General features: G+C 62.5%; 9 protein-coding genes. All 9 read right to left on the reverse strand.

Annotated elements, in window-relative coordinates; all coding sequences use genetic code 11:
• Positions 1–351: 351 nt before the first annotated feature.
• Positions 352–1,662: a zeta toxin family protein gene (locus PHD22_RS15525; protein WP_299868889.1), complete on the reverse strand. Its 1,311-nt coding sequence runs from the start codon at positions 1,660–1,662 to the stop codon at positions 352–354.
• Positions 1,662–2,018, reverse strand: a complete 357-nt coding sequence (locus PHD22_RS15530; protein WP_299868892.1) for a hypothetical protein — start codon at positions 2,016–2,018, stop codon at positions 1,662–1,664. The genes PHD22_RS15525 and PHD22_RS15530 overlap by 1 nt, the downstream gene beginning before the upstream one ends.
• 77 nt (positions 2,019–2,095) lie before the next feature.
• Positions 2,096–3,226, reverse strand: coding sequence for a hypothetical protein (locus PHD22_RS15535; RefSeq protein WP_299868895.1), 1,131 nt, complete (start codon positions 3,224–3,226; stop codon positions 2,096–2,098).
• Positions 3,210–3,518 carry a TrfB-related DNA-binding protein gene (locus PHD22_RS15540; protein WP_299868898.1) on the reverse strand — a complete coding sequence of 103 codons (309 nt, stop codon included), beginning with the start codon at positions 3,516–3,518 and terminating at the stop codon, positions 3,210–3,212. The genes PHD22_RS15535 and PHD22_RS15540 overlap by 17 nt, the downstream gene beginning before the upstream one ends.
• A 67-nt stretch (positions 3,519–3,585) precedes the next feature.
• Positions 3,586–3,729, reverse strand: a complete 144-nt coding sequence (locus tag PHD22_RS15545; protein ID WP_299868901.1) for a hypothetical protein — start codon at positions 3,727–3,729, stop codon at positions 3,586–3,588.
• A gap of 266 nt (positions 3,730–3,995) precedes the next feature.
• On the reverse strand, positions 3,996–4,430 hold the full coding sequence (locus PHD22_RS15550; RefSeq protein ID WP_299868904.1) for a hypothetical protein: 435 nt from the start codon (positions 4,428–4,430) through the stop codon (positions 3,996–3,998).
• Between the two features lie 1,058 nt (positions 4,431–5,488).
• Positions 5,489–6,460 carry a replication initiator protein A gene (locus tag PHD22_RS15555; RefSeq protein ID WP_299868906.1) on the reverse strand — a complete coding sequence of 324 codons (972 nt, stop codon included), beginning with the start codon at positions 6,458–6,460 and terminating at the stop codon, positions 5,489–5,491.
• Positions 6,457–7,128 (reverse strand): recombinase family protein, encoded by a 672-nt coding sequence (locus tag PHD22_RS15560; RefSeq protein ID WP_366520752.1) that lies wholly within the window; start codon positions 7,126–7,128, stop codon positions 6,457–6,459. The genes PHD22_RS15555 and PHD22_RS15560 overlap by 4 nt, the downstream gene beginning before the upstream one ends.
• Positions 7,129–7,143: 15 nt before the next feature.
• The coding region (locus PHD22_RS15565; protein WP_299868910.1) for a hypothetical protein at positions 7,144–7,381 on the reverse strand (238 nt) is incomplete at its 5' end.

Raw genomic sequence — 7,381 nt, forward strand, 5'->3', positions numbered from 1 at the left:
CCTGGTTGAAGCGACCCCACGCTCACCGAGAGGGGCAGGGGGAAGGTTCTCCACCCCTGCTCCCGAGGATCGAACGCGATCGTTCGGCCCCCTTCCCCGCTCAGCGGGGAAGGGCGGGGGGAAGAGGCCGCCACCACCTCGCGCCAAAGGCGCCAAACCCTGAAAGCCTCACCAGACGAGGCTTGTTAGTGTTTCATCGTGGCCTGGCCGGGCCGCCGATCGGCGCCGGAACGGCGCAAGGACAAGGGGGCAGACGGGCCGCGCAGCGGTCCCTGGAGCGCAGCTCAAGGGATGAGCGAACAGCGAAACCGTGCCAGCGCCCGGTTCCCGGACAAACGGACGGGAATGACCCTAGCGCTCGCGCTCCGCTCCATTCTCAGCACGCCCGAGTTCACGCACCCGATACCCGACCGGCCGCGCCGATTCCTCCGCGATACCGATTTCACCCACATACCGGATCTCGGCCTCTTTGCCATGCAAGCGCGAAACGTCGTTTGCGATCCGTTGCCGATCGTGGACGACAACTTCCGAAGGCCGATCCTCCAGGGCCTGCAACACCTGGCCGTTACCCCCTTCAGCCAGCCGGCCGCGGTAGCTCTGGTTCACCTCGGCCTCACGAACGGTCACACCGGCCCGCTCGGCCATCGCGCGATCCAGGCGCACCAGCTCGAGGCGGTAATCGCTCGAACGCTCCACGCTAACCTGCATGGCACCATCAAGGCCTGCGCGCTCAGACTCCGATCGCGCGTGGCTGACCAGTGCAACATGCTCCTGCGCCGCCGCACGATGAAGGACCGGAACATCCGTCTCAAGGTAGGCCGCAACACGAACGCTGCGAGCGTAATGAAGATCCTCGGCCGGCGCAGCCCGGGTCGTCATTTGCTCGACGACGCGATCCCAGTTAGCGGCGTAGTCCTGGCGCTCACCCGAGGACCAGGGCCGCTGCCGCTCGGCCTCGACAACCTCGCGCGCACCAGGTGAGCGCGACCACTGACCGGCCTGCAAGGTATTCTCGTAGAGCTGCACACCACCGCGAGCGTAGACGGCGACGCGATCGGCCAGCCGATCCCGCTCGATCGCTTCGAGCGTGCCAGGCATTGCCCGATAGGCGGCCTCGTGCGAGGCCGGCACCGTGAACCGACCGTGGCCGCGGTCTGCAACCATCTGCTCGTAGCGCTGATGAATGCCAAGGGTGGACAACCGTTCATTGACGGCGATCGCACGCGCCTCGACAGCGTAGCCGGCGCTGCGCAGATCCGTCAGCGTCTGCGCCACCTTCTCCGGAACGCGCATCGTTCCTTCGATGACCAAGTTGAAACGCTGCTCCTTTGCGTAGGCGATCAACTTCTCGACCCACTGCCCGGAATCGCGGTCGGTGTAATAGGCGGCCGTCTTGTCGTCCTGCCGCACCAGCGCGCGATACTCCGGATGGTAGGCGCGAAGGTCATCGCCAACGATTGCCAGCGCCCCGCCGCGGCTCTTAAATTCAAGCTCGGCTGCACTTTGCATAGCGCTTTTCCCGGCGCCAGGCTGGCCGCCAAGGACCACGGCCGCAGGCCGATCTACCCCCCTCAATCCCGCCGTCAGCTCCGGGACGATTTCCTCACGAAAGATCCGCTCGTGCGCTGCAGCAGAAAGGCGATAACGGTCGACCTCGTCCATCAAGCCCCCGCGGCGAGGCGCCGCACTTCGGCGCCATAGTCGCGGCGGATGCGTGCAATGTTCTCGCGGTCGGTGACGTCGAGCCCGCGCAGCTCGGCGGCGTAGGCGCCGCGCTCGATCTTCCAGCGCTCAATCGCTGACAGGTCTGGCACGGTCTTAGCCCGCTCGCACCCGATCCACTCCGAACGGAAGGCCATCAGCTCGGTGATCAGCTCACGCGCAGACTCGTAGTTCACGCAGTCTTCGTGCGTCCACTGCGGCTGCGCACTGCGATCAAGGTAGTACGCGGGGTTATGTTCGCCATCGAGGACAATGACGGTCGGCGGCGGCGCCGTCGGGTAGGTGATATGTGCCATTCCGATACCTCACTACAATGGGGCCAGGCCGTAACCCGACCCTTTGATGATAGCCGGGGGACAGCCCCGGCCCACAATCAACGCTCGCGCTCGCTAGCGCGTTCCTCGCGCGCCATCCGATCCCGAGTGTGTGAAACGCCCGCCTCACGCACCAAACCAACATCGCCCACATACTTGATCTCGACGCCTTTTCCGGCGTGCTTCGAGACATCATTTGCGATCGCCTGTCGATCGTGGATCACAACCGCGTTCGAGCCCTCGCGCTCCTGGATCACTTTTCCGGAGACCTCGGCAGCGATCCGGCCGGTATAAGTCGTGTCGGGCTGAGCCTTCTCGACGTGGACCCCTGCCTTCTGTGCGAGATCCTGGTCAAGCGTCACCAGCTCGACGCGATACGCCGAACCCGCACCGTCGACACCGGACTTCATCGCCTGCTCCCAGCGCTCGCGCTCGGCCGGATTCTCGCCCGCCTGCCGATGAAGGGCGACATGCTCGCGCGCAAGCGCAGTCTGTAGTTCAGGAGTCTCACCCACACGATCCCGCCGACCGATCTCTGCAGCCACCTCGACGGCCACTCCCCGATGCCCCGCCTCGAGGCTCTTCCGGTACTCGTCATTGCTCAGCGTGTTACCGGCGACCACGGCTGCTACATCACGGCGCATCTGAGGGTCTTGAATCGCCTCAAGCGATCGCGCATCCAGATCCACCCAGCGCTTCACGTCGGCGACCGGCAAATCCGGACCATACTGCCGCAACTGCTCGGTGCGCACCTCGATGCCTCCCTGCAAGCGCTCATCGCGATCGCGCTGCGGATTCACACCCATATCCGCAAACGCTTGGCGCAACTCCGGCGACAACGGCACCTTCGCCACCTGCAAACCCTCTTCGCCCGCGCGCAGAAGCCGAGCGACATTTTCGACGCGCACCGAGGCGAACCGCTCGGGATTCTGGTTGCGTTCGATTTCAGCCTCGTTCTCAGCTTGCCGCCACTGGCCTTCATGGTCCCGGTAGAACTGCACCACATCCCCGCCCGGGCTGTGGCCCTGGAACCGCGACACCCCGGCCTGCTCAGCGCCGATCTGTGCCGCCTGCTGTGTGCGAAAGCTGTATTGCACCCCTACCGAACCATCTCGAGGATCTGTGAAACCGTAGCGCATGCTGGCCACCCCACCAGGTTCATGCGGCGTCTCTTCATTCGTCTTTTCCACCGGTATTCCTCTCTTGCAATGCAGCCCGGGCCTGCGCCTCGAGCTGCCGCACCTGATCCACAAGCTCAGGAGGCACCCAAACCTCGACCCGCTGCCACGTCGCCGGCACGTCATGCGCCGCAGCAATCACGCGAGCGACCATACCGCTCACGCGCTGCTTCGTGATTCCATGCCCCTTCGCCACATCCACCTGACTCCGCCCGTCGACCAGCACCTCACGGGCCAGTGCAACGGTATCGAGTGACAAGCGGCCCAGGCGCGGGCGCAGGGCGTCGAACTCTTCGGGGGTCATCTTGGATTTTCCTGACATGCTTGCCTCATTGAATTTTGGCGGGTATTGCCCGCCATGACGTAGTGCGCTACCCGTCTGCGGGCCAGCGCGCCCCGAAGCCTTGCAGGTCCTCGGCGGCAACCTCCGTAGTGTAGTGATCTTGACCCTCGTTGTCGGTCCGCTTGCGCGTTTCAACGTAGCCGATCAGGCGCACCTCGTTGAGACTTGCCATTTCCTTCTCCTGTGCGATAAATCAAAGTTCAGGCTTCTCGCCTTCTCAATGATTATCGCATAGGCTTACGTAATAGTCTATAGCAGTCCAAACAATATGGACATATAGAGATCAGGGCGAATTTACGGCGCTTGAGTGGAACCGCCGCAGTGAAGTAGCTAAAATATAGGTACAGCTACTCCCATCACCTCCTGCTAGGCGGATGGATCGAGGCCCAAGGTGTTGCCGCACCTTGGGCCTCACTGTTTGCGTCCCTACCGACCCTTTCAGTCGAGCGTGCGGAAACGCTCAAGATAGCGCGCGAAAAGCTCTCGCGCCTCATGCTCGACCGCATCCGGGAGCTGAACCGGTTCACCCCGCCCCCCACCACTACGAGCCTCCTTGGCATACCGCGCAAGCCGCGCCGAAGCGCACGACTTGCCGAACAATGTCCGCTGCCAGGTGCGGACATTCTCCCGGCCAGGCCGAGCATCGCCCAGTGCCTCCGCGGTCAGGGTCTCGATGACAAACCTGGTCCACCGCTTCATAAGCCCTGCAAGCTCACCAGCAACAGCACGTCTCTGCAGCTCATCCCCGGCGGCAGCTACCCGCTGACGCAACAAGTCGCGCTGTCGCCGGAAGCTCACTCGGGCATCATCACAATCCAGCGCCTGGAGCTCAAGCTCGAGAAGCGCGCGCGAACAAGGGAAGTAGTTGCTCATAACAGTTCGTATTTTGTATGCGTACCCGTACCCATTCTAAGATGCGATCGCCAAAAGACAAATGCACACCGCAAGTCTTACTCAAGCCTGTCTTACCCACCGTCCCGCCGCTATGCGGCGCCTGTGGGAAACCGGCCTCTTGCGATGCGTAGGCTCGCGGGCCGGCTTCCCACAGGTAAAGGACCATGGATAAGACTGCTCAGGATAGGACCCACGTCGCAGCGGTGGTCATGCCCTTGGCGGAACCTAAAGCACGTGCATAAGTTGGGAGGAAGCGTGCAAACGCGAGGTTTGCGACTGGCTACTTCTTTTCTGCAGACTGTTTTGAGAAGTTGGGTGGCGATGAGGGTGATCGCCGAGGTGTCCACAGACACCCGGTTGAGCTGGCGGCCCGGCTTGCCGGGCTGGCAGCGATTTATCCGGGTCTTAGTGCCCTGTGGGTGGCCGCGTTTCGCGGCCAGGTCAGCCCGACCGCTTGCGGGCGGGCTGAGCCACTTAGACCTCGTGCGTCGCGGGCGCTGGGGACCAATTTCGTTTCCTCGCCCCGTAGGGGCCGGTAATGGGATGCCGGGTGGGCGGGGACGGCGTAGCCGTCGAGCCCGGCGGGGGCGGAGCCCCCAAGAGGGCGGTGCTGTGTTAAAGCGTTAATTAAAATCGTTAAAGCGCGCGCGCGTGTTAAGTTTTCTGGAACCCGCATCCAGCTTGCGTTTCAAGCTCATCAGCATCGGTGAAAGCCGGTAAACACCATCGGCGATAGCCGGTGTCGAACATCGTCGATAGCCGGTAGAAACATCGGCGATAGCCGGTAGTTCTCAGCTTCCTGTGGACAACTCATTCAAACATCGGCGATAGCCGGTAGAAAACATCGGCGATAGCCGGTAGTGGGCTTCACCACAGCCAAGCAGGAAAATCCTTCGTTTTTCATGACGCTCGCCTGAAAGGCGCGTCAATACAGGGTTTCTCAGGTATTGACCCCTGTTGTCCACATCGGCGATAGCCGGTAAAAACATCGGCGATAGCCGGTTTGAACGCGAGTCCGAGCGCTCCTCAGGGGAAGTTCAAACATCGACGATCGCCGGTTTCGCCTCCCCCTTTCGCTTCGTCCGGTCGTACCGCTCAAGCGACTGGAACCACTCGAAGTTACCGAGGCGAATCAACTCACGGGAGAGCTTCGCCGCATTACGGGTGTAGAACACCACGTCGTCAGGGCTTTTGTTGGGGTCGAGCGCAATGTGATATTCCGGAAGGCGGTCTGCCGCGATTGCCTGGCGCAGTTCGTCACGAAGCTGGAAGCGCTTCTGCGTGGTGCCGATCTTCTCTCCCAACAAGTCGATATTGACCTTCCATAGCGGCTGATCGCCGCAATGCTTGCGGGCGATCTCATACAGCCGTCGCTCGATCGATTTCGACAGCCGGAAGTAACCACGGTCTAGCGTCAGGACCTCGTAGTTCATCAGCCCGTTGTAGAGCCATTCGGAGATCGTCACGGAGAAGCGCAACACACGAGACACTTCGCGCCGCACCGTCTTCTTCGTCTCAGCGTCATAGGCCGCTTCTACCCGCTTGTGCTCGGACAGAATCTTGTAAGTGTCGATCAGCGAAAATCCTTCCGTCTGCCGCACGCCACCTGTCTCGATGTTCGTCTCGATCGTTGTCCCGCGCAGGCGCCGCAGCATGTCGACGATGCGCTCGAACGAGGCTCGACCGTCGCCGCGCTCCGTACCCACGAGAAAGTCAATGCTCTCGATCTGGACTGTGCGCGAGACGGCCTGCTCCTGGTTGCGCGCCTCTACGATCTGGGATGCGATGTAAAGCAGCAAATCCTTGTCGAACACCGTAGCAGCGCCAACGCTAGATGGGATGACGCGCACCACCTTCGCCCCGCGTCGATACTCGCGCGTCTTGGTGTCCTTCTGCTTGGCCAGCGAGAAGATCGGAACCTCCATCGAGGCGATGTCATCCTTCACGGGCCAGTTTGCGATGTCGCAAACAAACAGCTCGCCCTGGGCGGGATCGGGAGTGTTCTTCATGCCGCGGCCTCGGTGGTGGTCGTTGCGGTTTCGAGGGAGTGCTGTTGCTCGACCAGGCGCTGCTGGTACTTGGCCCATACTCGCTTGACTTGGCTCTCGCTGCAGCCGGCAAGGGTGGCCGTTTCTGAGATCGGTCGCCCGCTGCTACGCAGCGCGATGATGCGCTTGTGCATCGTCTCGTCTGCGCGCCGGCCGTTGTACTTGCCGGCCCGCTTGGCGAGTTCCACGCCCTGGCGCTGGCGCTCGCGCCGGTCCTCGTAGTCATCGCGCGCGACCTGCAGGGCGAGCTTGAGCAGCAGATCCTGCACCGCCTCGAGCACGACCTTGGCCACCCCTTGCGCCTCGGCTGCAAGATCCGAGAGATCCACCACCCCGGGCACCGCGAGCCGCGCACCCTTCGCGCGGATTGAGGCGACCAAGCGCTCGGCCTCGGCGAGCGGCAGGCGGCTGATTCGGTCGATCTTCTCGGCGACAACGACCTCGCCGGGCTGCAGGTCGCCGATCATGCGCAGCAATTCGGGTCGGTCCGCTCGTGCGCCTGACGCCTTTTCGCGGTAGATGCCGGCGACGTAGTAGCCGGCCGCCCTCGTGCTCTCCACGATCGCATCCTGTCGGCTGAGATCCTGCCCGTCCGTGCTCACGCGAAGGTAGATCCGCGCAACCTGCATCATCCTGCACACCCCTCATTCATTGCCCGCCCCCCGTTCATTCCCATCCTCTACATGGCCAAATAGGGCATACCCCACTGCGCCCATTTTAGGGCCAATGGCGCATAAAGCAAATTGCAGCTTAAATGTCGTTTTCAGAAGACGGCTGCACTGAACGTCAGAAGCCGACTGCACTATAGCAGCGGAGGGGTTGGATCCATCAGGCAACGACGGGCTGCTGCCGGCCATCAGCGGACGCAGGGAGGACTTTCCG

Origin of the sequence: Zoogloea sp., from assembly GCF_028693495.1 — a bacterium.
Classification (GTDB): domain Bacteria; phylum Pseudomonadota; class Gammaproteobacteria; order Burkholderiales; family Rhodocyclaceae; genus Zoogloea.

Excerpts from the sequence above, each read along its gene's own strand:
- PHD22_RS15525 (WP_299868889.1), bottom strand. The coding sequence starts at position 1,662 with ATGGACGAGGTCGACCGTTATCGCCTTTCTGCTGCAGCGCACGAGCGG.
- PHD22_RS15530 (WP_299868892.1), bottom strand. The coding sequence starts at position 2,018 with ATGGCACATATCACCTACCCGACGGCGCCGCCGCCGACCGTCATTGTC.
- PHD22_RS15540 (WP_299868898.1), bottom strand. The coding sequence starts at position 3,518 with ATGACCCCCGAAGAGTTCGACGCCCTGCGCCCGCGCCTGGGCCGCTTG.
- PHD22_RS15545 (WP_299868901.1), bottom strand. The coding sequence starts at position 3,729 with ATGGCAAGTCTCAACGAGGTGCGCCTGATCGGCTACGTTGAAACGCGC.
- PHD22_RS15550 (WP_299868904.1), bottom strand. The coding sequence starts at position 4,430 with ATGAGCAACTACTTCCCTTGTTCGCGCGCGCTTCTCGAGCTTGAGCTC.
- PHD22_RS15555 (WP_299868906.1), bottom strand. The coding sequence starts at position 6,460 with ATGAAGAACACTCCCGATCCCGCCCAGGGCGAGCTGTTTGTTTGCGAC.
- PHD22_RS15560 (WP_366520752.1), bottom strand. The coding sequence starts at position 7,128 with ATGCAGGTTGCGCGGATCTACCTTCGCGTGAGCACGGACGGGCAGGAT.